General features: G+C 45.0%; 17 protein-coding genes. 13 read left to right on the forward strand and 4 right to left on the reverse strand.

All coding sequences use genetic code 11. The features are described from left to right. Window positions 1-54 precede the first annotated feature (54 nt). Window positions 55-4431 carry a translocation/assembly module TamB domain-containing protein gene (locus C9991_RS07985; RefSeq protein WP_106812040.1) on the reverse strand — a complete coding sequence of 1459 codons (4377 nt, stop codon included), beginning with the start codon at window positions 4429-4431 and terminating at the stop codon, window positions 55-57. 92 nt (window positions 4432-4523) lie between these two features. Further along, complete coding sequence (trxA, locus tag C9991_RS07990) at window positions 4524-5039, reverse strand: thioredoxin (protein ID WP_106812041.1); 516 nt, start codon at window positions 5037-5039, stop codon at window positions 4524-4526. A gap of 329 nt (window positions 5040-5368) precedes the next feature. On the opposite strand from trxA, the gene C9991_RS08000 reads away from it, so the two are divergent. From C9991_RS08000 to C9991_RS08030, 7 genes are all read left to right on the forward strand, one after another. Then, complete coding sequence (locus C9991_RS08000; protein ID WP_106812043.1) at window positions 5369-6721, forward strand: Na(+)-translocating NADH-quinone reductase subunit A; 1353 nt, start codon at window positions 5369-5371, stop codon at window positions 6719-6721. Between the two features lie 27 nt (window positions 6722-6748). Continuing rightward, the gene (locus C9991_RS08005; RefSeq protein WP_106812044.1) at window positions 6749-7909 is read left to right on the forward strand and encodes an NADH:ubiquinone reductase (Na(+)-transporting) subunit B; all 1161 of its coding nucleotides are present in this window, start codon (window positions 6749-6751) and stop codon (window positions 7907-7909) included. Between the two features lie 12 nt (window positions 7910-7921). Next, window positions 7922-8650 carry an NADH:ubiquinone reductase (Na(+)-transporting) subunit C gene (nqrC, locus tag C9991_RS08010; protein WP_106812045.1) on the forward strand — a complete coding sequence of 243 codons (729 nt, stop codon included), beginning with the start codon at window positions 7922-7924 and terminating at the stop codon, window positions 8648-8650. A 17-nt stretch (window positions 8651-8667) separates the two neighbouring features. Further along, window positions 8668-9291, forward strand: a complete 624-nt coding sequence (locus C9991_RS08015) for an NADH:ubiquinone reductase (Na(+)-transporting) subunit D (protein WP_106812046.1) — start codon at window positions 8668-8670, stop codon at window positions 9289-9291. Window positions 9292-9450: 159 nt separating this feature from the next. Then, window positions 9451-10077: an NADH:ubiquinone reductase (Na(+)-transporting) subunit E gene (gene nqrE, locus C9991_RS08020; protein WP_106812047.1), complete on the forward strand. Its 627-nt coding sequence runs from the start codon at window positions 9451-9453 to the stop codon at window positions 10075-10077. A gap of 18 nt (window positions 10078-10095) precedes the next feature. Further along, window positions 10096-11367, forward strand: a complete 1272-nt coding sequence (nqrF, locus tag C9991_RS08025; RefSeq protein WP_106812048.1) for an NADH:ubiquinone reductase (Na(+)-transporting) subunit F — start codon at window positions 10096-10098, stop codon at window positions 11365-11367. A 150-nt stretch (window positions 11368-11517) separates the two neighbouring features. Continuing rightward, the gene (locus C9991_RS08030) at window positions 11518-13986 is read left to right on the forward strand and encodes a M1 family aminopeptidase (protein WP_106812049.1); all 2469 of its coding nucleotides are present in this window, start codon (window positions 11518-11520) and stop codon (window positions 13984-13986) included. A 275-nt stretch (window positions 13987-14261) separates the two neighbouring features. Here C9991_RS08030 and mscL read toward each other — a convergent pair whose 3' ends face one another. Then, window positions 14262-14678: a large-conductance mechanosensitive channel protein MscL gene (mscL, locus tag C9991_RS08035; RefSeq protein ID WP_106812050.1), complete on the reverse strand. Its 417-nt coding sequence runs from the start codon at window positions 14676-14678 to the stop codon at window positions 14262-14264. Between the two features lie 341 nt (window positions 14679-15019). On the opposite strand from mscL, the gene gap reads away from it, so the two are divergent. From gap to C9991_RS08050, 3 genes are all read left to right on the forward strand, one after another. Further along, window positions 15020-16048, forward strand: coding sequence for a type I glyceraldehyde-3-phosphate dehydrogenase (gene gap / locus C9991_RS08040; protein WP_106812051.1), 1029 nt, complete (start codon window positions 15020-15022; stop codon window positions 16046-16048). A 176-nt stretch (window positions 16049-16224) separates the two neighbouring features. Further along, window positions 16225-17142 carry a tRNA (adenosine(37)-N6)-dimethylallyltransferase MiaA gene (miaA, locus tag C9991_RS08045; protein ID WP_438269194.1) on the forward strand — a complete coding sequence of 306 codons (918 nt, stop codon included), beginning with the start codon at window positions 16225-16227 and terminating at the stop codon, window positions 17140-17142. 4 nt (window positions 17143-17146) lie between these two features. Continuing rightward, the gene (locus C9991_RS08050; RefSeq protein ID WP_106812053.1) at window positions 17147-18079 is read left to right on the forward strand and encodes a diacylglycerol/lipid kinase family protein; all 933 of its coding nucleotides are present in this window, start codon (window positions 17147-17149) and stop codon (window positions 18077-18079) included. 253 nt (window positions 18080-18332) lie between these two features. On the opposite strand, the gene C9991_RS08055 is transcribed toward C9991_RS08050, so the two are convergent. Next, entirely contained in the window at window positions 18333-19034 is a 702-nt protein-coding gene (locus tag C9991_RS08055; protein WP_106812054.1) for a Crp/Fnr family transcriptional regulator, read from the reverse strand. A gap of 296 nt (window positions 19035-19330) precedes the next feature. On the opposite strand from C9991_RS08055, the gene C9991_RS08060 reads away from it, so the two are divergent. The 3 genes from C9991_RS08060 to C9991_RS08070 are packed head-to-tail and all read left to right on the forward strand — an operon-like array spanning window position 19331 to window position 24028. After that, window positions 19331-21277: a glycogen debranching enzyme N-terminal domain-containing protein gene (locus C9991_RS08060; RefSeq protein ID WP_106812055.1), complete on the forward strand. Its 1947-nt coding sequence runs from the start codon at window positions 19331-19333 to the stop codon at window positions 21275-21277. A gap of 21 nt (window positions 21278-21298) precedes the next feature. After that, the gene (locus tag C9991_RS08065) at window positions 21299-22570 is read left to right on the forward strand and encodes a glycosyltransferase family 4 protein (protein WP_106812056.1); all 1272 of its coding nucleotides are present in this window, start codon (window positions 21299-21301) and stop codon (window positions 22568-22570) included. Window positions 22571-22612: 42 nt separating this feature from the next. Continuing rightward, entirely contained in the window at window positions 22613-24028 is a 1416-nt protein-coding gene (locus tag C9991_RS08070; RefSeq protein ID WP_106812057.1) for a glycoside hydrolase family 57 protein, read from the forward strand. Window positions 24029-24040: the final 12 nt, after the last annotated feature.

Here is a 24040-nt window from a genome sequence, read left to right on the forward strand (position 1 = left end):
GCTAAAGATAGGATAGAGGGGGTGTTATGGAAGTACGGTTTTAAGCCGTACTTCCTATTTTTTTGTTTTCTCCTTCTTTCTCCAGAAGAAGAGGTCGGATATTCTGGTGAAGTCCTTCTTCATTATAACACCCAAGCCTTGCGTGTTAAGACTGTTGCGTGTAAAGTAGCGGTCGTTGGTCTTGTTGTACACGTTTATGGCAAGGTTGCCGTTAGGGAATAGCAGATACTTAATGTCGAAGTCGCCAATAAAGCTTGTTGTAGCATTGGCATTGTCACGATAGCCAAACTGTCCGTTAAAGAGCAGTCGGTTGTTAAGTAAGCTACCCGACAGCATACCCTCGTATTCGGCATTGTTGAATCCCTCGGTACCTGTAGATATGTTGGCGCCAAAGTTCCAATTGCTGCTGTTTATAACGTTGCTAAGCACGCTGTTGAGTTGCTGACTGATTGTGCCGCTCAAGAAACTCTGCATTGCCAGTGATGTTTGGCTGTATTGAGGAGTCTCGCCTGTGGCATTGTTGTTATTGTTCTGTGCCATGAATCTTCCCACGGCAAGTAGGTAGAGCACCTGCTGGTTCTTTTCCTCCTCTGCATTGAGAAGGCTATATACCATCTGCTTTATGTCGTTCGACATGTTAGGCATATCCAAGTCGAAATCTACTTTTGGCGAGTTTGGGTTGCCCGTGATGTTCATCAGACAGTTTACACGCACATTGTTGTTAGAGAACGAGCGTCCGATGTTAAGGTCGGCAAGGCTAACGCTGTTGAGAACGTATAAGGCCTTAAGGTTGAGTGCTGCGTTGTATGGGTCGCCACCAAACGATATAGAGCCTCCCTTCTGGAATGTAAAGTCCTTCTTTATGATGTTCTGAATGGTAAGTTTGTACACTCCATGGTCAACAATATAGTTGCCATATATGTCGAACGAGCCTTTATTGAAATAGGATGCGCGCAACACACCGTCGCCATTAAGGGTGATATAGTCGCCTGTCTTCTCGTCCATAATCAACTTAAGCGTGGCGTTGGGGTTGCAGTTGATAAGGAAGTTGAGCCTTATGTTAGTCGATATGTCCACCTTATTATTATGTTCGGTGTCGGTAGAGTCGGTTTCCTCCACATTGTTGTCCTTCCATGTAATAAAGTCGGTAGAGCCAATCGACGATTGGTCTGCAGCATTGTATACCAGTATACTGTTCTTTTCGGGCACAGCATCAATGTCGATAACCACTTCACCGCTCTTGCCCTTTATATCGCAATCGCCAGTGACATATGCAGTACCATAGAATGTATTGTCGCCAAACGAATGTGTGTCGTAGGCAAGAAGGTTCTTTGCCTTAACCTTAAGCGCGTACGACAGATTGGTTAAGTGTTTATGGTATATGCTGCCAGTCATAATGCCAATATTGCCGTTGCGGTCGTATAAGGTGTCGCCTTTGAACTTAATCTCATCCGGAACGAATGTTACCGAGTCGCCTCGCATCCAATAGGTGGTGTTAAGTGCCGACAAACGAACCGAACCGTCTACAACAGCTTTGCCTACAAGATTGATGTTGTTAAGCGGACCAACAACATTGACGTTGCCGTTGATATCAGCATTGACGTTGTCCATAAACGAGCCGCAGAAGCTCTCCATAAATTCGGCTCTTGTGCGGTGTGCGTCAATAGCCAAGTCTATATAGTTGTGCTTGGGCGATACATATCCGTTTATGTCGGTCCAACGGTTGTCTTCGTCTTTAGCCACAGCATTAATCTCTATGTTTCCCTCTTCGTGATTGTAGCCAACATTGGCATATAGCGTGCCCATGCGACCCGTCTCAAACTTGAAGTCCTTAACTATTACATCGGCAGAAAGCAATGGTTTCTCACTGAAGGCACCTGCTATGCGTGCCTCGCCCGACGCCATGCCTAAGAAATCTACCGAATGGAAGTTGACAAGATTAAGCACGTAGCTAACATCTATATCGTTAAGTGTAACGAGCAGCGAGTCATTCTCGCTCTTCGTGGCAGTGCCGTTGATGGCAAGCATTTGGTTGTCGTGACTAACAGAGAAGCTATTTACCTGAAGTTTGTTCTTGCTGTATATTATCGAAGATGGTGCTACGTGCCATGTAGTATCGCCAATTGTAGCGCGTGATGGCAGCACATCGATGTATGCCGTAGATACACCCTCCTCGTCCTTGGCAAATACTGTACTGGAATTGATAATGCCTTTAAGCGGATGACGCTCGTTGTTGCTGAAGCTAAGCGACGTATTTAGATGGTTGTCGGATGCGCCCGCGTTAAGGTGCAAAGCCATATACTTGCCTCTGTCGGCAAGTTTCTTGATGCGGATATCTGCCTTTAATGTGTCGCTTGGTGACTCTACATTGACAAAGGCATCGCTGAATCGATTGCCGTTGAATGTGAATGACGGCACATCGCACCATAGGTTTATCTTCTCGTTTTTGTCGTCAATCTCGCCACTTATGTTTAGCGGGCGGTGTATCTCAAGAGGAATTCCAAGTAGGCGGTTCATCCATTCGGTGCTGTTGAGCGACGCGTTAATGGTGAAGTCATTAAACTCTCGTTGCGGCTTATGTGTAAGTCCGGGTATGGTAGGCAGTTTTGCTGCCACCATATTGAGCACACTTCTAACGATAGTGTTATAGCTAAAGTGTCCGTTGATGTTGATAGTTCCAAAGTCGCTGTCAACATCAAGGAAGTGGTTGCCGTTGTTGTATCCGGTCTTAACCGATACATTATTAATATTGTATTCGGTTTCGGGACCACGCATGGCGAAGTCGTGTAGCTCTATAGATCCGTCAGCATTATTGATGTCACTGCCCTTTATGTCGCATGCAATATTGGCAGCGAAAGCTGTTTGTTGCCATTTGTCTGTAAGGCGCAATGTATTCGGCTCAAAGTGTGCAATGTTGGCTTTAAGCTGCAAGTTTGGTTTTGCCCCGTTGTTTACAAATGTTCCAATAGCGGTAAGTTGCACATTTGGATCGTCAATGTTGGCCTTGCCTTCAAGTCGCTTGTTGCGATAGGTAGCGTTAAGGTTAAGGCTGCGATATTTGTAACCATTGTAATCGAAATCGTATACACGGCCTTGTGCTGCGAAATTGTCTTTAGATGAACCATGCACATTGAGATTGGCAGATATGTGTCCAAGCTTGTTGTCGTTGACAAGCGATCCGATGTTGAATCTAACCGTCTCCATATGGGCTGTAATTTTGTCGCCTCGCTTGTCGAAAGCCAATGTCAGATTGCCGGGTGATGTATTCAGTTTGCCTTCAGAGGCAATATTCTTCTTGTCGCCACCAACATAACCGGTAATTTGCACGTTGCCCAAGCGTTCGATTATATTGGGTACATTCTTTCCGGTAGCTACAGCATAGATATTGGATATTGCTTGCTGACCGGCCTTGAGTTGGTCGATATTGGTATACCATGATGGGTTGGCAGGATAGTTCTTTACGCCACCATTGGCTACAAGTTGCAGACTGCCGTCTGTTGTATTGATACTAATCTTGTTTACGGTGAGCGAAGAGCCAGTGCCATTAAATTGTATGTCCAATGCAGGACGCATATTTAGACGGGTAAGTGTAGGTACAAATACGGCTAAGTCGGATGGAGAAATATAGGGTGCTTTTATGCTTCCATCAAACTGTAGTGTAGGCATTTCTATCTGTCCATTCTTCATTCTGTACGAAGCCTGAAGGCTTGGAATTTGAATTAAAGTGGCTGGGAGCTCAAGCTTGAAGTTCTCTATTTTAGTTTTAGTGCGACATGCTATAGCACTGAGGGATAATGACTTTAGTTTGAATCCGCAACGTTCGTCAAATGCAATACGCTTAACCTTAACGTTAAGTGAATCGTCGGTAATGCGGTTGATTATGATGTGCGCGCTTATGTTGCGTGCATTGATGTCGTCGGCAGAGAATTTGCCAGGCCTACTTGGACGTGACAGCACACGATAACTAATCTCACCATTGCGTATGATGAGCGAGTTGATTTGTAGGTCGAGTGGTGTCTTTTGCTTTGTAGAGTCCTTTGACGCAAGTGCGTCAATAACAAACTGGAAGTTTGGCTTTGCCTCTGGAGTAGCCTTATATAGATTGGCATGAAGGCCAAAGAACTGAGCCGATGTTATTTCAATTTGTCCGTTGGCAAGTGCCAACAGGTTAATTTTTACCGAAATTCGTGATACACGCAGCATTTGCTCGCCATTCTTGTCCTGCATATACGAATCGTCGAGTATAAGGCGATTAATAAAGCCGAGGTCCACTCTGCCTACTTTTACCTTAGTGCCGAATTTGTCGCATAGAGCATCTGCTACACATCCCCCAATATAAGTCTGAATGGACGGGATGTGCAACAGAATGATAATGGCTGTGTATAGACCTATAAGGGTCCATATGGTGATGTTTATTATACGTTTGAACACGTGGGCTTCTTATGATTCGTTTTTATCCTGCTGTTTGTATCATGTCGAAAAGACGTACAAAGTTACGGAAAAACATTGAGAATGACAAATCTTTATGATGAAACCTCTTTCTTGTTCAACAATTCTGTTTTGATTATCTCTTCGAAATCGGCCATTTGCATGGCTCCCATCTGTATTGTGGGCTGCCCTAACAAAGGAATGAACAAAAATGTAGGAATGCTTTGTATGCCAAATAGTTGTGCGAGCTCGCGTTCTTGGTCGATATCAACTTTATAGAAATCAATTTTGCCTTTATATTGTCTTGCCAATCTCTCTATTATCGGAGCCGTCATCTTGCATGGTCCACACCATGTGGCATAGAAGTCGATAACAGCAGGTCGACTTCCCTCAAACACCCATTCCTGCGGATGCTTTTCGTAGTTCATTACCTTCTGCTTGAAGTCTTCGGTAGATAGATATACAGTGGCAAGCTCGCCATAATCGGCTACTTTTTTCTTTGTCTTGTGAGTAGAGGTTGTGACTTTGTTTTCCATGTTGTCCTTCTTGTTGTTGGAGCAACTGCCTAGGACAACTATTGCCACTATCAATGCCATGATTATATTTCCCATGTTGTGATGTTAATTTAAGATGTGTATAGATTCAAGATTCATTCAACTGCAAACTTATAATATTATATTCAAAGTTCCAAATGATTCTTGATGAAATGTTGTTTTATTAGTTGTTTTTTTGCAAAGTCGGTATGACATTATTGCAACATTAGGATGATACTTGTGCCAAACTTTATGGTAAAGACGGTTTTGTCGCTAATAATTGATGATTTTTCTTCTGTTAGCTCACAAATTTTTGTTAATTTTGTAGGCGGTTTTCATTACCGTGGAAGCTACTGTTTATTTCAATATCTGAGTAAAGAGAAATTTCTTATTTTTTTAATATATTTATGGCAAATGTAATTAAGTTACGTAAGGGTTTGGACATTAACCTCAAGGGAAAGGCTGCTGAGCAGAAGTTCTCTGTTAAGGCTGCTGCCCAATATGCCCTTGTACCTGACGACTTTGTAGGCATGATCCCTAAGGTTGTTGTTCGCGAGGGCGACAAGGTGAAGGCTGGTGAAGCTCTGTTTGTCAACAAGAAACAGACAGATGTTAAGTTCGCCTCACCTGTAAGTGGAGTGGTGCAAGCTGTTGTCAGAGGCGACCGCCGCAAGGTGTTGCGCGTTGTCGTAGAGGCTGATAAAGATCAGCAGTATGTTGACTTTGGTCAGAAACAGGTGGCTTCGCTTGATGGCGATGCTGTAATTAAGGCTCTGCTTGAGGCCGGCTTGTTCGGTTATATCAACCAGTTGCCATACGCTGTTTCTACAACTCCCGACCAAAAGCCACGTGCTATCTTCGTTAGTGCTTTGCGCGACATGCCATTGGCTGGCAACTTTGAGTTTGAATTGCAAGGTAATGAGAAAGACTTCCAGGCTGGTCTTACCGCCTTGTCAAAGATTGCCAAGACCTATCTTGGTATTGGTGCAAAGCAGACAAGCTCGGCATTGACATCTGCAAAGGATGTTGAGGTGAACGTGTTCGATGGTCCGTGTCCAGCTGGTAATGTAGGTGTTCAGGTTAACAACATTGCTCCAGTAAACAAAGGCGAGGTGGTTTGGACTGTAGAACCTACAGCGGTTATCTTCTTCGGTCGCCTATTCAACACAGGCAAGGTAGACCTTCGTCGTCTTGTAGCTGTTGCAGGTAGCGAAATCAACAATCCTGCTTATGCTGAGGTTCTTGTTGGTCAGCCTATAGCAAGCATTCTTGATGGCAAGCTCGCTGCAAAGGATCACGTGCGCATTATCAACGGCAATCCGTTGACAGGACGTAAATGTACAGCCGAGGATTTTGTTGGTGGTCACACATCAGAGATTACCGTAATACCTGAAGGCGACAATGTAGACGAGATGCTTGGTTGGATACTTCCACGTACCAATGATTTCTCTGTTAACCGCAGCTATCTTTCATGGCTCTTGGGTAAGAATAAGGAGTACAACCTTGATGCACGTATCAAGGGTGGTGAGCGCCATATGATTATGAGTGGCGAGTACGACAAGGTTCTGCCTATGGACATCTATGGCGAATATCTTATCAAGGCAATCATCGCTGGCGATATCGACCGTATGGAGCAACTTGGTATATATGAGGTGGCTCCTGAGGACTTCGCCGTAGCTGAGTTTGTAGACTCGTCAAAACTAGAACTCCAGCACATTGTGCGTCAGGGTCTCGACATGCTTCGCAAGGAGAATGCATAACATTTAATTTAATTACAAAGAGAAAGTATGAATTTTCTAAGAAAATATCTTAATGACATCAAGCCGAATTTCGAGCCTGAAGGAAAGCTTCACGCCTTCCGCAGCTTGTTCGACGGCTTTGAGACTTTCCTGTTTGTACCTAACCAAACATCCAAGACCGGTGTTAATATTCACGACGCCATCGACTCGAAGCGCATTATGAGTTTCGTAGTTATAGCGTTGCTTCCGGCATTGTTGTTCGGTATGTACAACGTGGGATTCCAGAACTATAAGGCAGCAGGCGCATTGGCCGACGCTTCGTTCTTCTCAATGTTTATCTATGGAGCATTGCAGGTGCTTCCTAAAATCATCGTTAGCTACGTGGTAGGTCTCGGTATCGAATTTGCCTGGGCACAGTGGAAAGGCGAGGAAATTCAGGAAGGCTTCCTTGTTTCGGGTATCATCATTCCGTTGATTATCCCAGTAGGTTGTCCGTTGTGGGCACTTGCCATTGCTGTTGCCTTTGCTGTAGTAATAGGCAAGGAGATATTCGGTGGTACAGGTATGAACATCTTCAACGTGGCTCTTATTACACGTGCGTTCCTATTCTTCTCTTATCCTACAAAGATGAGTGGCGACGCAGTATGGGTGGCTAATGACACAATCTTCGGACTTGGCAATACTCTGCCTGATACATTCACTTGCGCTACACCACTTGGTGAGATTGCTCAGGGAGCTGCTGTAAACAACAGTCTTTGCGACATGATTACAGGTCTTATCCCAGGTTCAATAGGCGAAACAAGTGTTATAGCAATTGCTATCGGTGCTGTTATCTTGCTTTGGACAGGTATTGCCTCATGGCGTACAATGCTCAGCGTGTTTGTTGGTGGTGCTGTAGCCGCCTACATCTTCGAGGCTCTTGGCATGACTCCTATCGCATGGTATGAGCATATCGTATTGGGTGGCTTCTGTTTTGGTGCTGTATTTATGGCTACCGACCCTGTGACATCAGCTCGCACACAATGCGGTCAGTACTGGTATGGCGCCATCATTGGTATCATGGCTGTTATCATACGTGTTATGAACCCTGGATATCCAGAGGGCATGATGCTTGCCATCCTCTTCATGAACATGTTCGCTCCGCTCATCGACTACTGTGTAGTACAGAAGAACATCTCTAAGCGAATGAAACGTTTAACCAACAAATAACATTATCGGAATATGGAAGAAACAAAGAAGAAGGGGCTGAACACCAGTTCAAACTCCTACACAATCATATATTCTGTCGTTATAGTAGTTATCGTTGCGTTCCTGCTTGCATTCGTGTCTTCTACACTTAAGCCGCAGCAGGACGAGAACGTGGCTCTCGATAAGAAAAAGCAAATTCTTGCAGCTCTCAACATTCGCGATATAGACGGTGCTGAGGCTACAGAACAATATAATAAGGTGATAACTGCCGACAAGATTATCGACCGTAACGGCGAGACTGTAGCTGAAGGCGAGCAAGGTGGCACAAAGGCTGGATTCCTCTGCAACAGTGCTTCTACCAAGGAAGGCAAGCTTGCCCTCTATGTTTGCAACGTGGAAGGCGAGACTAAGTATGTCATCCCAGTTTATGGTATGGGACTTTGGGGCGGTATCAGCGGTTATATTGCCCTCAACGCCGACAAGCAGACCGTATATGGAGCTTACTTCAATCACGAGGGCGAGACAGCTGGTCTTGGTGCCGAAATCAAGGATTCTCGTGCTTGGCAAGATCAGTTCAAGGGCAAGCATATCTTTGCTGCAGGCAAGGAAGGCGTAGCTCTCTCGGTAGTGAAGAAGAATGAGGTTAGTGATCCTACAACACAGTGTGATGCCGTAACTGGTGCTACACTTACTTGTAATGGTGTGAGCGATATGCTCAAGAATGGCCTCGGTGAGTACACAAAATTCTTAACATCTAAATAAGGAGGAGGAACAAGATTATGAGTTTGTTTTCAAAAGAGAATAAGGCTGCATTCACCAATCCTCTTAACCTCGACAACCCTATCCTTGTACAGGTACTTGGTATCTGTTCGGCTCTTGCTGTAACATCACAGCTTAAGCCTGCTATCGTGATGGGTCTTGCCGTGACGGTGATTACAGCATTTGCTAACGTGATTATCTCAATCATTCGCAACACCATACCAAACCGTATCCGTATCATCGTGCAGTTGGTAGTTGTTGCTGCTCTTGTTACTATCGTGAGCCAGATACTCAAGGCCTATGTCTACGATGTTAGCGTAGAGCTTTCGGTATATGTGGGTCTTATCATTACCAACTGTATCCTCATGGGTCGTCTTGAGGCATTTGCCATGCAGAACAAGCCTTGGCCTTCATTCCTTGATGGTGTAGGCAACGGTCTTGGTTATGCTTATATCCTCGTTGCTGTAGGTGGTGTGCGCGAGCTTCTTGGTCGTGGCTCATTGCTCGGTTTCCAGATTATCCCTCAGGGAGTTTACGATGCTGGCTATATCAACAACGGTATGATGACAATGCCTGCCATGGCGCTCATCCTCTTGGGATGCGTAATATGGATTCATAGAGCTTACTTTTATAAAGAAAAATAATGTTGAATGTTGAATTTTGAATTTTGAATTGTTGCGGCATAGCCGCAATGTTGAATTAAGGAATTGAGAATTGGTGGCAACCAAAATTCATAACTGAACAATTCAAAATCGGCTCAGCCGATAATTCAAAGCTCAAAACTCAAAACTCACAATTAAACAATGGAACATTTAATAAGCCTTTTCTTCAGGTCCATTTTCGTGGACAACATGATATTTGCCTTCTTCCTCGGCATGTGTTCGTTCCTTGCCGTATCGAAGAATGTGAAGACATCATTGGGACTTGGTCTTGCCGTTACATTCGTATTGCTCGTCACCGTACCTGTAGACTATCTGTTGCAGACTAAGGTGTTGGGCCCCGATTGTTTGGTTGAAGGCGTAGACCTTTCTTACCTGAGTTTCATCCTCTTTATTGCTGTTATCGCTGGTATCGTACAGTTGGTAGAGATGGTAGTCGAGAAGTATTCACCATCGCTATATGCTGCTCTTGGTATCTTCTTGCCACTTATCGCCGTTAACTGTGCTATCATGGGTGCTTCGCTCTTTATGCAGCAGCGCATCAATCTCGACCCTTCCAACTCGCAGTACATTGGCAGCGTGGTAGACGCTATCGTTTATGCTCTTGGTAGCGGTATTGGCTGGACCTTGGCTATTGTGGCCATGGGTGCTATCCGCGAGAAGATGCAGTACAGCGATGTGCCTAAGCCTTTGCAGGGTCTTGGTATTACCTTCATCACAGTAGGACTCATGGCTATGGCTATGATGTGCTTCTCTGGTCTTAAAATATAATAAGGAGGACTCAACGTTATGAATACATCATTTATATTTGCAAGTATCGGAGTTTTCCTTGTTGTGATACTCCTCTTGGTTGTCATCCTGCTCGTAGCTAAGAAGTTCCTTAGTCCGAGTGGCAATGTCAATATCGAAATTAATGGCGACAAGACCATCAACGTGCCTCAGGGTTCTTCGTTGATGGCTACACTCAACGAGAACGGTATCTTCTTGCCTTCTGCATGTGGCGGTAAGGCAAGTTGCGGACAGTGTAAGGTTCAGGTGCTTGAGGGTGGTGGCGAGATTCTTGATTCAGAGAAGCCTCACTTCACACGCAAGCAGATCAAGGACAACTGGCGCCTTGGTTGCCAGTGCAAGGTTAAGTCGGACATGAAGATTAAGGTGCCCGATTCGGTTATGGGCGTTAAGGAATGGGAATGCGAGGTTATCTCTAACAAGAACGTTTCTTCATTCATCAAGGAGTTCAAGGTTGCCTTGCCTCCAGGCGAGCACATGGACTTCGTTCCTGGCTCTTATGCTCAGATTAAGATTCCTGCATACGATTGCATTGACTACGACAAGGACTTCGACAAGGATCTTATTGGCGATGAGTATATCGGCACATGGAAGAAGTTTAATATCTTCTCTCTTAAGGCTCACAACCCAGAGCCAACTGTACGTGCTTACTCTATGGCCAACTATCCTGACGAGGGTGATATTATCACACTTACCGTGCGTATCGCCACAACACCGTTCTTGCCACGTCCACAGGTAGGTTTCCAGAACGTACCTACAGGTATCGCTTCTTCATACATCTTCTCTTTAAAGCCGGGTGACAAGGTAATGATGTCAGGTCCTTATGGCGACTTCCATCCTAACTTCACTTCAGGCAAGGAAATGATTTGGATTGGTGGTGGTGCTGGTATGGCTCCTCTCCGTGCTCAGATTATGCACATGACTAAGACACTGCACACAACAGACCGTGAGCTCCACTTCTTCTATGGCGCTCGTGCTCTTGGTGAGGCATTCTTCCTTGAGGACTTCTGGGAGCTTGAGAAGGAATATCCTAACTTCCATTTCCATCTCTCTCTCGACCGCAAGGATCCTGTTGCAGATGCTCAGGGTGTGAAGTATTACGAGGGATTTGCAGTAAACTGTATCCGCGACACCTATTTGAAGAACCACGAGGCTCCAGAAGATTGCGAGTACTATCTCTGTGGACCTCCAATGCTTATCAAGACAGTTACCGATTACCTCGATTCACTCGGTGTGGATCCAGAAAGTATCATGTACGACAACTTCGGATAATCTGAACGATTATATTCAAAAGTTACATAAAGACAAAGCCGCTGGGATTTCTCAGCGGCTTTGTTGCGTTTATAGGGGTGTTTATATTGTTGTTTCTACCTACGTTTAATATAAAAGTGCTACCTTTGCAACGAACTAAAATATAAACTAATGAAACGATTATACACTTTCTTCATGGCTGCCGCACTTTGTCTTTCGTCAAATGCAGCCACACCTATTAATGTTGTGAATGGCATCAGTCAAGAACTTGCCGTATCGCGAGCCGCCATTGTCGGCAACATTACCTACGACTTGACCTTTAATATTCCGGCATCCAAGACCGAAGCTGTTAAAGGTAATGCTACAATTACCTTTATATATAAAGGTGGTAAGACCGACCTTCAGCTTGATTTCCAAGGTGCTCCGTCTCAGTTTGATGGTTTATGCGTTGTCAATGGCAAGCAGATTGCTGTAGCTTGGCAAGACGAACACATCCTTATTCCACGTAAGTCGTTAAGACGTGGCAAGAATATCATATCCATGAGTTTCATAAGTGGCGACAAGTCGCTTAACCGTAATGCCGACTATCTCTATACACTCTTTGTGCCTGAGCATGCCCGTTCGGTATTCCCATGTTTCGATCAGCCAGACCTTAAGGCTCTGTTCCGCACCCGTCTTAATGTGCCTGAAGGGTGGGAGACTATAACATCCGTTTCTACCGAACGTATACCTACATACCTCTTCTCTTTTGTTGCAGGCAAGTTCAGCAAGCAGACACAAGAGCGCAATGGTAGAACATTTACAGCCTTATATCGTGAGACCGACGCCAAGAAGGTGACCCAACTTGATACCGTATTCGATATAGCCGACCATAGCATCCGCTGGTTTGAGGATTATACAGGCATCAAATACCCGTTCAGCTCATATGGCTTTGTTGTTTTGCCAGGCTATCAGTTTGGTGGTATGGAACATCCCGGAGCAATACAGTTTACTGATCATGAGATATTCCTTGGCGAGCATCCCACTCCCGAGGAACTTCAGACGCGTGTAGAGCTTATTGCTCACGAGACAGCACATTGCTGGTTTGGCGATGATGTCACGATGCGCTGGTTTAATGACGTATGGACAAAAGAGGTGTTTGCCAATTTCCTTGCCTCCAAGATAGCTAAGCAATTGTTCCCAGATGTCAACCACGACCTCAACTTCCTGCGTATGTATCAGACACGTGCCTTAAGTACCGACCGCACCCAAGGCACTCATCCTATACAGCAGCAACTCGACAACCTTAATTCTGCCGGACTTTTATATGGCAACATCATATATCAAAAGTCTCCAGTAATGATGCGCAAGCTTGAGGAACAAATGGGTGCATCGCGTTTCCGCCAAGGACTTCAGGAGTACTTGAATACCTACTCTTACTCTAATGCCACATGGGATGAACTTATCAACATACTTGACCGCTATGCTCCAGAGGCTCATCTCAAAGAGTTTAGCGAGGCATGGGTTAAGCAGAAGGGTATGCCTACCGTTACTACCCAATGGAACGACGGCAAGCTTATCATTACACAGTCCGATCCCTTCAAACGTGGTCTTACATGGCAGCAATCTTTCTTGGTTGATGCTATATATATAAATAAGGTGGAAAATGATGGTGCCGAGCAAACTCGCATCACCACTACTACCATCCCAGTTGATATGCAGGGCGTTAAGAAGGAGATTGCCCTTGCCAAGCGTCCCGACTATATTGTACCCAATGCCGATGGTTCTGGCTATGGACTTTTTGTGTTTGACAATTTCGATAATATCCCATTGCCTACAGACGACTTACGTCGCTTTGCCCTTGCTATGAATATGTACGAGAACTATCTTGCTCATGGCATCGATGCCAAGTCATTGTCTGATACTATGCACTCATGGCTCAAGGCAGAGAATAATGCTCTTATTGCCTCACAACTTGTAAGCTATTGGGGTGGGGCAGTGTCTGCAATGCCTGATACCGACCGTCATTTTCAGGAGCAGCAGATGTGGCAAGAGTATCGCAATGCAACTATTGCATCTGTAAAACAACGTCTTATCCGACAGTTGTACAATACTGTTTCCGATGAGTCTGTAACTGACTCTATATATAATGTATGGGCAGACAAGTCAGACCCGCTGCTCTCCAAGACCGACTACACGCAGATAGCCTATCGCTTGGCAATTCTCAAACCGCAACAGTGGCAAAAAATATTGCAGAAACAGCGCACCCGACTCTCTGATGCTGATGAGATAAGACAGTTCGACTTCATATCACGTGCTTGCACTCCTGATGTAGACGAGCAGCAACGTCTGTTCAATTCTCTACTAAAAGCCGAGAACCGTCGTATTGAGCCATGGACAGCTTCGCTTCTTCGTTTGCTTAACGACCGTACACGCGAGCCTCTCAACAATCGTTACTTGCAACCTGCACTCGATGCTCTTCTGGATGTACAACGTACAGGCGATATCTTTTTCCCTGGCAAATGGCTTTCGGCTCTTCTCTCTGGTCATCACAGCAAGGAGGCTCGCCAGATTGTGGAAACATTTATTAGCCAACATCCCGATTATCCCGACAAGTTGATGAATAAGATAAAGGAGAATGCGTATACGCTGACAAGATAATGGAATAAAGCTGTAATTAATATAAAAAAGTTTAGCCGACTAAGCACTATTTTTGACAATATAAGCCACGTCGGATGCAGAATAAACCATATATGGAAAAACGGGGGTTGCCTGACAATATTATTTTATGTAACTTTGCAGTGCAAACTTCAATATATAAGGCAACAATGTTGTCAACACAAAACAATCAATGATAAGGACAAAAAACGCAGACCAAGAGTCAACCACTCTTAAGTCTGCGTTTTTTTTACATGCTTTCCTTTGCTTGCGCTTTCTTACTTGCGCTCCTTAAGCAAGTCGCGTATCTCTGTAAGGAGTTTCTCTTCAGCGGTAGGCTTAGGCTCTGGCTTAGGCTCCTCTTCCTTCTTCTTGGCAAATTTGTTGACCAGCTTTATCAGCAGGAAGATACAGAAAGCTACGATGAAGAAGTCGAGGCAGGTCTGAAGAAAGTTACCATAGTTGATAGTGGCAGCAGGCAACTTCTCGCCAGCAACCTCTACTGTGGGAAGTGAAACCTTCAGGTCGGAGAAGTTTACGCCACCAATGAGCCATCCTATAGGAGGCATGATGATATCATCAACTACCGAACTGACAATCTTTCCAAAGGCACCACCGATGATGACACCGACAGCCATGTCGAGCACATTGCCACGCATGGCGAATTGCTTAAATTCATTTAGAAATTTACTCATCTTTTCTTTTAATTATTTGATGTAATAGGAATACACCTTAATTATAAATAGCGAGTACTTCCTTTGTGCGCACACATTATGACTTTTTATTTTGCAATATAGAGTTGTCACTCTTGCATGTTAAGGTAAGAAAACCTTTCAATATTTCGCTACATGTGGACTTTTTTATATAATTTAATACTCAATCCGCATGCAAAGTTAGAAAAAATTTAGTAACTTTGCGCTCGATAAAGAAAAAATGCTCAAAAGTATTGCTTTATGAATGTTTCAGCTCATTGGCAAGTACTGTGGAGCTTGAAAGTAAGATTCATTTTCAACCATTAATTAAAATATTAAACAAAATGACAAAAGTTGCTATTAACGGCTTCGGCCGTATCGGTCGTCTGGCTTTCCGTCAGATGTTTGAGGCAGAGGGTTATGAGGTAGTTGCTATCAACGACCTTACATCTCCAAAAATGTTGGCTCACCTTCTTAAGTATGATACAGCACAGGGTGGCTTCGCTGGCAAGTATGGTGAGGGCAAGCACACTGTAGAGGCAACAGACAACTCTATCATCGTTGATGGTAAGGAAATCACTATCTACGCTAAGCCAAACGCAGCTGAGCTTCCTTGGGGTGAGCTTGGTGTTGACGTAGTACTTGAGTGCACAGGTTTCTATACATCTAAGGAGAAGGCTTCTGCACACCTCACAGCAGGTGCTAAGAAGGTAGTTATCTCTGCTCCTGCAGGTAACGATCTCCCAACTATCGTTTACAATACAAACCACAAGACTTTGACTCCAGAAGATAAAGTTATCTCTGCAGCTTCTTGTACAACAAACTGCTTGGCTCCTATGGCTTACGCTTTGAACAAGTACGCAGCTATCCAGTCTGGTATCATGTCTACAATCCACGCTTACACAGGCGACCAGATGATTCTTGATGGTCCTCAGCGTAAGGGCGACCTCCGTCGTTCACGTGCAGGTGCTCAGAACATCGTTCCTAACTCAACAGGTGCTGCTAAGGCTATCGGTCTCGTAATTCCTGAGTTGAACGGTAAGTTGATCGGTTCTGCACAGCGCGTTCCAACTCCTACAGGTTCTACAACTATCCTCGTAGCTGTTGTTAAGGGTAAGGACGTAACTGTTGAGGGTATCAACGCTGCAATGAAGGCTGCTTCTAACGAGAGCTTCGGTTACAACGATGAGTTGATCGTTTCTTCAGATATCATCGGTATGCGTTTCGGTTCACTCTTCGATGCTACTCAGACAATGGTTAGCAAGATCGACGACGACACATATCAGGTACAGGTAGTTTCTTGGTACGACAATGAGAACTCTTATACTTCTCAGATGGTTCGTACTATCAAGTACCTCGCAGAGTTGAAGTAATACCGCTAAAGCGATTACACAACAATAATATAGCCTGGCATTGTAAAATGCCAGGCTTTTTTGGTATCAATACCCCTCCTGAAACCTCATTTATGGGTTTCTAACTCCATTTTTTCTATTTCTTTTTTTAGCGGTATCAGAAACTTTTTTGTAACTTTGCCAGCATGAAACAAACGATGATAACGATATTGGGTCCTACGGCAAGCGGCAAGACTCCTATTGCCGCCGCATTAGCATTGCGAACCGGAGGCGAGATAATCAGTGCCGACTCTCGACAGGTTTACCGACGTATGGATATTGGTACTGGTAAGGATTTTGCCGACTATATGGTCGACGGCCACCATATTCCCTATCATCTTATTGATATTGCCGAGCCCGGCACCAAATATAATCTCTTCCAGTATCAGCAGGATTTTCATAATGCTTATGATGATATTTGCTCGCGCGGCAAGTTGCCTATACTTTGTGGCGGAACTGGACTATATATAGAGGCTGTGCTTAAAGGCTATCAACTGTCACCTGTTCCACAAAATCCCGCATTACGCGAGAGTCTTGCCTCTAAGTCGCTCGACGAGTTGACACAAATGCTTCTTGGTCTCAAGCGTAAGACAGGCTCAAATATGCACAATCATACCGATGTGGATACAGCCCAGCGTGCCATACGTGCTATAGAAATAGAGACATATAACCTCGAACACCCCACTCCCGAGCGCGAGCTTCCGCCCGTCAACTCACTTATAATAGGTGTTGATATCGACCGCAACCTTCGTCGTGAAAAGATAACACGCCGCCTAAAGGCACGTCTCGATGAGGGTATGGTCGACGAGATTCGATCGCTCATCAACGAGGGCATCAATCCTGACGACCTTATATATTATGGTCTCGAATATAAGTTTGTTACCGAATATATTGTTGGTAACCTCACTTACAATGAGATGTTTAGCCAACTTGAGATAGCCATTCACCAGTTTGCCAAACGACAGATGACATGGTTCCGTGGCATGGAGCGCCGCGGATTCAAAATCAATTGGATAGATGCCACAATGCCTATGGATGCCAAGGTGAATGCCATACTACAACTTTTAAAACAATAACGATATGATAAACGACAACCGTTGGGGTATACTTTATTGCCCTAAGCATGATATGTTGAGCCCTAAGCGCCGATGGGAGAAGGTAGAAAAGTGCCTTAAGGCTAATGGGGTGGAATACGATTTTGTGCAGAGCGAGAGCACGTCAGGTGTAGATCGTCTTGTTAAGATGATGATAAACAATGGCTATAAGACTATTGTTATTGTAGGTGGCGACTCGGCCCTCAACGATGCTGTCAATTGTCTTATGCAGACCGACAGCAAGGTACGCGAGAGTGTTGCTCTTGGTGTTATACCAAATGGTTTGATGAACGACTTTGCCCATTTTTGGGGATTGACCGAGGGCGATTACGATCAAACTATCAAGTGGCTCAAGCAGCGTCGCATTCGTAAAATCGATCTTGGATGCATACGCTATACCAACAAACACGGCGAGCATTGCCGTCGCTATTTCCTCAATTGCATCAATATCGGACTTATTGCTGCCATCATGAACCTACGTCGTCAGACACGTCATTATTTTGGTTCGCGCACATTGTCCTTCTTCTTCTCGTTCTTGCTCATGATATTCCAACGTCTCGAGTATCGCATGCACCTGAAGATAAACTCAGACACCATTAAACGCAACGTTATGACTGTGTGCATAGGCAATTCAACTGGCTACGGTCAAACTCCCAATGCCGTACCCTATAACGGGCAACTTGATGTCAGTGTGGTTTATCATCCAGAGATGACACAATTACTCGAAGGTTTCTACCTATTTGTAAGAGGCAAGTTCCTTAATCATAAGAGTGTTCACCCTTACCGCACACGCAAGGTGGAAGTGCTTGAGGCACGCAAGGCTCTTGTCGGTATCGACGGCCGATTGATGAAGACACCGGTTGGTCCGTTCACTATAACTGTAGAACAGGAAGTCATCAACTTCCTAATCCCCGAATAATCACAGGAGGTACGGTCTCCGAACCGTACTACTCAAGCAACTGTAAGACAGAAGAACATGTTTTTAAGACAGAAGAACAGAAGAACATGGTTTAAAGACAAGAGAACATAAGAACATGTTTTTATATAATAAGGTGTACGAAACTCATGGATTGGAGTTTCGTACACCTTACTTATATATAGAACTTTACATTCTCTAACTTCTTTAAATTCCACACTTGCGAAACTTAAATATAGAATTTTACATTCTCCCTTTATCCTTTTTCCGATATATCCTCCAGCTTCTCTCCATCCAGCACCTTAATCCTTTTTCCCACAATCTCTACCAGTCCTTCTTGAGCAAAAGCCGAAAGCGTACGTATAGCATTACTAGTACTCATGTTTGACATAGATGCAAGGTCGTCCCTGCTCATCGAGATGTTAATGGTCTTCTCGTCGGCCATAGTACCATAGTTGTCTTTAAGAATAAGGATAGTGTCGGCAAGTCTGCCGCGTATATGTTTCTGTGTAAGCGAAACAATTCTATCGCCCGAGTTGCCGAGCAATTGCGCAAGTTGTTTTGCAAAAAAATTAGTTATATTGTTATTATTAGCTATCAGTAGTGCGGCTGTTGCAATTGGAACAGATGCCACGGTGCAGTCTTCAAAAGCCATTGCCGAAGTGGCGTAGCAGTCATCTGCAAAAAATGCACGGAAACCAAAGAAATGTTTCTCCTTAATTGCATTTACAATAGGCGTGCGCCCAACTCCACCCTCTTTCACAATCTTTATCTTCCCGCTTACAAGATACAGCATCCTTGTCGGCTTCTGCCTCTCGTGATATATAATCTCGTTCTTCTTGAACTTCCTTATAGACAAGTTCTCGGCTATGGCCTTTATCTCAGCTTGGTCGTTGCTGTTCCAAAAGCTTACAATGTCGCGTGCGACATCCTCTTTGTAAAGAATATGTGATGGCATAGTGATTATTCTTGTTGTTATCGTGAAAATTCTTTTTACAATCATTACCAAAGTCTTCGCTGGCGTAAGCACAAAGTTAGGCATTTTTCGTGAATTATGAAATCGTTTACCGTGTTTTTAGGTGTTAAAACCCTTAAAAAACATGCAAAATAGCATTTTTAAAAAAATATAGTCACATTTATTTTGCTGATAATCTAATTTTTACTACCTTTGATTTCGTAAGGCAGCGACGCCTTCTTGTAAGACTACTGCCGAACATTAAATAGACAACTATTAACGAACCTTAATTTAAACCTATGAGTTATCTTCGATTCGAAAAAGCTCTAATGACAAACTTGGAAGAGTCTCTCCCTCGTGAGTTGTTGCGTACAAACCGTTCTGGAGCCTATTCGTGTTCTACTATCGTAGACTGCAATACACGTAAGTATCATGGGCTACTTGTAGTACCCGTACCAGAACTTGACGATGAGAATCATGTTCTCTTATCGTCGCTCGACGCTACAGTTATACAGCATGGTGCAGAGTTCAATCTTGGTTTGCATAAATATCAGGGCAACAACTACAGTCCTAAGGGGCACAAGTATATCAGAGAATTTGATTGTGACAAGGTGCCCACTACGCTCTATCGCGTAGGTGGTGTTGTTCTAAAGAAAGAGGTGGTATTCCAGCATTACGAAGACCGCATCTTGATACGTTACACATTGGTTGATGCCCATTCGGCAACAACATTGCGTTTCCGTCCGTTCCTTGCATTCCGCAGCGTGCGCCAGTTTACACATGAGAACTCTACTGCATCGCGCGAATACACCGAGGTTGAGAATGGTATTAAGACTTGCATGTATGCTGGCTATCCCGATCTCTACATGCAGTTCAGCAAGGACAACAACTTTGTCTTCCAGCCCGATTGGTATCGTGGCGTTGAGTATCCTAAGGAGCAGGAGCGTGGCTATGCTTCTAACGAGGACCTTTATGTGCCTGGCTATTTCGAGATGGGCATCAAGAAGGGCGAGAGTATCGTATTCTCCGCATCTACATCTGCCTGCAAGACTGGTGGTTTGAAGCGTCTCTTCGATAAGGAAGTAGACGAGCGTTCGCCTCGCGACAACTTCTTCCATTGTCTTGTTAATGCAGCTCATCAGTTCCACAACCGTACAAGTAAGGACGAACGCTATCTTCTTGCCGGCTATCCTTGGTTCAAGTGCCGTGCACGCGATACATTCATCGCATTACCTGGTCTTACACTCTCTATTGAGGAGGAAGACTATTTCGAGCTTGTTATGCAGACTGCTTCGCGCGGTCTCTACGAGTTTATGGAGGGCAAGCCTCTTACAACAAAGATTTACGAAATCGAGCAGCCCGATGTATTGCTTTGGGCAGTATGGGCTGTACAGCAGTATGCCAAGCATGTAGGACGCGATAAGTGCAACCGTAAGTATGGCAAACTTGTACAGGACATCGTTGCTTATATCGTAGCCGACAAGCATCCTAACCTCCATCTTATGGATAACGGATTGCTCTATAGCGAAGGCAAGGACAAGGCCGTAACTTGGATGAACTCTACAGCCAACGGACGTCCCGTTGTTCCGCGCACCGGATATATCGTCGAGTTTAATGCCTTGTGGTACAACGCTCTTAAGTTCTGCGCTTCTATGGCTACCGAGTACGAGGCCGAGAACGAGGCTGCCGATTACGAGAAGCGTGCCGACTTGTGCCGCAATTCGTTCCTTGATACATTCGTCAACCAGTATGGTTATCTGTTCGACTATGTAGAGCCGTTGGATAGCCCCGATTGGAGTGTGCGTCCTAACATGATATTCGCTGTAGCACTCGACTATTCTCCACTTACACCAGCACAGCAAAAGAGTGTGCTCGACGTATGTACACGCGAGCTTCTTACACCTAAGGGTTTGCGCTCATTGTCGCCAAAGAGTGGTGGATATAATCCTATGTATGTAGGTCCGCAAACACAACGCGACTATGCTTATCATCAGGGTACAGCATGGCCTTGGCTTGGTGGCTTCTATATGGAAGCTTGCTTGAAGATTTACAAGCGCACACGTCTATCGTTCATCGAGCGTCAGATGGTAGGCTATGAGGATGAGATGACGCAGCATTGTCTTGGTACAATACCCGAATTGTTCGATGGCAACCCACCGTTCCATGGTCGTGGAGCCATCTCATTTGCAATGAACGTGGCTGAGATATTGCGTACACTTGAACTACTTGAAAAATATAAATACTAAAAACAAGGAGGATTCAGAAATATGAAAGTATTAATGTTCGGTTGGGAGTATCCTCCTCACGTATATGGTGGACTTGCTACCGCTAACTTTGGTATATCACAGGGTCTGCATGCCCAAGGCGATGTAGAGACCGTATTGTGTTTGCCTCATCCTTTTGGCGACGAGGACCGCAGCGCTTGTCGCATTGTTGCCATGAACTGTGTGCCTATTGCTTGGCGTAATGTCGATTACGACTACGTTAAGAGCCGCATATCAAATGTGATGGACCCCGACTATTATTATCGTTTGCGCGATCATATATACGCCGACTTCAATAATATGCATGTCAACGACCTTGGCTGTATGGATTTTGCTGGTGGCTATCCGTCTAATCTGCACGAGGAAATAAACAACTACTCTATAATTGCAGGTGTTGTAGCCCGCACCGAGGAGTTTGATATCATCCATGCCCACGACTGGCTTACCTATCCGGCTGGTATCCACGCCAAGAATGTCAGTGGCAAACCATTGTGTATACACGTACATGCTACCGACTTCGACCGCTCACGTGGTAAGGTCAATCCTACTGTCTATTCAATAGAGAAGGACGGTATGGACAATGCCGACTGCATCATGTGCGTGTCTGAGCTTACACGTCAAACCGTTATCAACCAGTATCATCAGGATCCACGCAAGTGCTTTACCATGCACAATGCCGTATATCCATTGCGTCAGGAGCTCCAGGACATTCCACGTCCCGACCACACCGGCAAGGATAAGATTGTCACATTCCTTGGTCGTATCACCATGCAAAAGGGACCTGAGTATTTCGTTGAGGCTGCCAATATGGTGTTGCAGCGTACACGCAATGTGCGTTTCTGTATGGCTGGTAGTGGCGATATGATGGATGCTATGATATACCTTGCTGCCGAGCGAGGCATAGCCGACCGTTTCCACTTCCCAGGCTTTATGCGTGGCAAGCAGGTATACGAGTGCTTAAAAGACTCGGATGTGTATGTCATGCCTTCTGTTTCAGAGCCTTTCGGCATCTCGCCTCTTGAGGCAATGCAGTGTGGCACGCCTACTATTATCTCTAAGCAGTCGGGTTGTGCCGAGATTCTCGACAACTGTATCAAGGTTGACTATTGGGACATCCACGCTCTTGCCGATGCTATCTACTCAATTTGCCACAACGACTCGCTCTTCCATTATCTCCAGGAAGAGGGAAAGAACGAGGTCGACCAGATTACATGGGAGAAAGTGGGCGCACGCATCAAGAATCTCTATGAGCGTGTACTCGCCGGCAAGCTCTAAGCATAACAAAATACACAACAATCCATTAAACGACAAACAACAATGAAGACGATTTGTTTATATTTCGAAATACATCAGAACATCCAGTTGAAGCGCTACCGTTTCTTCGATATCGGTACCGACCACTACTATTATGACGACTATGAGAACGAGCGTCTCATAGCCGACATCGCCGAGCGCTCGTATATGCCGGCACTCAACACTTTGCTTGAGATGATCAAGTCTAACAATGGTGCCTTCAAGGTAGCATTCTCACTCTCGGGTGTAGGTATCGAGCAGTTGGAGATACACGCTCCTCAGGTTCTCGAGAAGTTGCAAGAACTCAACCAAACAGGTTGCGTAGAGTTCCTTGCCGAGCCTTATTCTCACGGTCTTGCATCGCTTGCCAACGAGGAGTGCTTTGCCAAGGAGGTTAAGCGTCAGGCACAAAAGATGAAGGAATACTTTGGTCAGGAGCCTAAGGTTCTGCGCAACTCTTCGCTTATCTATAGCGACGACATCGGTTTGCAGGCATCACAGATGGGCTTCAAGGGTATGCTCACCGAAGGAGCACGCCATGTCCTTGGTTGGAAGTCGCCTAACTATGTATACAATTGCGCCCTTGCTCCTACCCTTAAGCTTCTTCTGCGCAACGTCAACTTTAGCGACGATATCTCTCTTCGCTTTAGCAACACCGATTGGGAAGGCTATCCACTCTTCGCCGACAATTATATGGACCGCATTGCCAACTTGCCAGAAGGCGAAAAGGTGGTTAACATCTTCATGGAGCTTTCGGCTCTCGGCATCGCACAGCCATTGTCAAGCAACATCCTCGACTTCTTCAAGGCTCTCCCTACATGTGCTAAGGAGCGTGGCATCACATTCTCTACACCTTCAGAAATCTGCGATTCGTTTGATAGCGTAAGTGCTGTCGACGTACCTGATACACTATCTTGGAATGACGAGGAACGCGATTGCAGCTGCTGGTTGGGCAATCCAATGCAGCGAGAGGCATTCAATAAGCTTTATAGCGTTGCCGATCGTGTACGCATTGCTGATGATCCACGCATCAATCAGGATTGGGATTACCTCCAGGCTTCTAACAACTTCCGTCAGATGACTACAAAGCCTTCGCAGGTGGGTCTTAATCGTGGTATCTACTCAAGTCCGTTCGATGCATTCACCAACTATATGAACATCCTTGGCGATTTCATCTCACGTGTCAACTCACTCTATCCAGACTCAATCGACAACGACGAGCTCAGCTCACTCCTCACCACTATCAAGAATCAGGACGAGGAAATCGAGATGAAGTCAAAGGAGATTGTACGTCTGCAGACCAAGATAGAGAAGATAGAGGCTGCTGAAGAGAAGCTCCGTGCAAAGCTGGAGAAGACAAAGGCTCCTGCAGCTAAGAAGCCCGCAGCAAAGCGTACTGCTAAGAAAGCCGATGAAGCTGTCGAAGAAGAATCAAAGTAAGAATTAAGGTTC

The organism is Prevotella merdae, from assembly GCF_900290275.1.
Lineage (GTDB): Bacteria > Bacteroidota > Bacteroidia > Bacteroidales > Bacteroidaceae > Prevotella > Prevotella merdae.